Origin of the sequence: Actinosynnema sp. NPDC023658 (assembly GCF_040639995.1) — a bacterium.
Lineage (GTDB): Bacteria > Actinomycetota > Actinomycetes > Mycobacteriales > Pseudonocardiaceae > Actinosynnema.
Map to the genome: position 1 here is coordinate 1 of NZ_JBFAAX010001382.1, position 1,211 is coordinate 1,211.

At 73.2% G+C, this 1,211-nt stretch carries 2 protein-coding genes; one reads left to right on the forward strand and one right to left on the reverse strand.

Features of this window, described 5'->3' with window-relative positions; translation table 11 throughout:
- Nucleotides 1–95: 95 nt before the first annotated feature.
- On the reverse strand, nucleotides 96–929 hold the full coding sequence (locus tag AB0G02_RS41180) for a hypothetical protein (protein ID WP_360806279.1): 834 nt from the start codon (nucleotides 927–929) through the stop codon (nucleotides 96–98).
- 75 nt (nucleotides 930–1,004) lie between these two features.
- Between AB0G02_RS41180 and AB0G02_RS41185 the strand changes: the two genes are divergently transcribed.
- Nucleotides 1,005–1,211, forward strand: a 207-nt coding sequence (locus AB0G02_RS41185; RefSeq protein ID WP_360806282.1) for a hypothetical protein, incomplete at its 3' end; no start/stop codon positions are given.

Sequence of the window (1,211 nt, forward strand, 5' to 3'; positions counted from 1 at the left end):
TCGGTGTCGTTCGGTCTGGTGGTGTTCCCGGTGCGGTTGTTCGGGGTGGTGCGGGATCGGGGCCCCGAGCTGGCCGAACGCGTCTCGACCGTCGCCTACCCGGGGATGCTGGCCAACTCGGGGTCGCGGGTGACGACGCAGCCGCCGGACGGTCCGCCGAACGACTTGTAGGTGGAGAACGTCATCAGGTGCGCGCCCTCGTGCAGGGGCCGCTGGAACTCGCGGCCCGCGACGAGGCCGGCCACGTGCGAGGCGTCGTAGACCAGGATGGCGCCGACCTCGTCGGCCGCCGCCCGCACTGCGGCGACGTCGTGCGGGAACAGCATCAGGCTCGCGCCGATCACCACGATCCGCGGCCGGTGCACCCGCAGGAACCCGGGCAGCTTGGCGTAGTCGAGGTCCAGCTCGTCGGGCAGGTAGGGCAGGTCGACCACGGTCAGGCCGCGGATGGCGGGCACGCCCTGGGCGTGGTGGCTGGCGTGGCCGCCGGCGGACTCGGGCAGCACGGCGATCTTGTCGCCGGCGCGGGCGAACGCGGTGTAGACGGCGAGGTTGGCCAGCGTGGCGCTCTGCAGCCGGACCTCGGCGAACTCGCCTTCCATCAGGGAGGCGACGAGCATCGGGGCGAGCACTTCGAGGGTGTCCAGGTGGTCCAGGCCGACCTGGTACTTCTCGCCGGGCCAGCCCATGCTCGGTCGGCTGGACACGGCGGCGCACGCGGCCGCCGCGGCGGCCGGGCTGAGCACGTTGGTGCCCGCGTAGAGCACGATCCCGTCGTCGTCGACCTGGCTGGTGTGCGCTTCGAGCGCTTTGCGGACGGTGTCCGCGACACCGGCGGAGGTCAGGTCGGTGGAGACGGCGGCTTCGACCTCGGCGAGCCTGAGTCGCGCCTGCGGTGAGGCCCAGGGGGCGATCCTGCTGTTCGTCACGACCCGGAACGCTAGGGCGTCGGCGGCGGGTGGGGCGACCGTCGCGGGACTGGAGTTGTTCCTACAGTTGTCGGAATGCAGGAGCTGCTGGACGAGCTGTCCCGCGTCCTGGGACGCGGGGTGTCGGTGGACGACGTCGCGGGCCGGGTCGTCGCGCACAGCGCCCAGACCGACGACGTGGACCAGGCCCGGGTGCGGGCGATCCTGACCCGGCGGGTGCCCGCGGACGTCGCGGCGTGGCAGGAGCAGCACGGCGTCGCGACCGCCGCGGGCCCGGTGCGG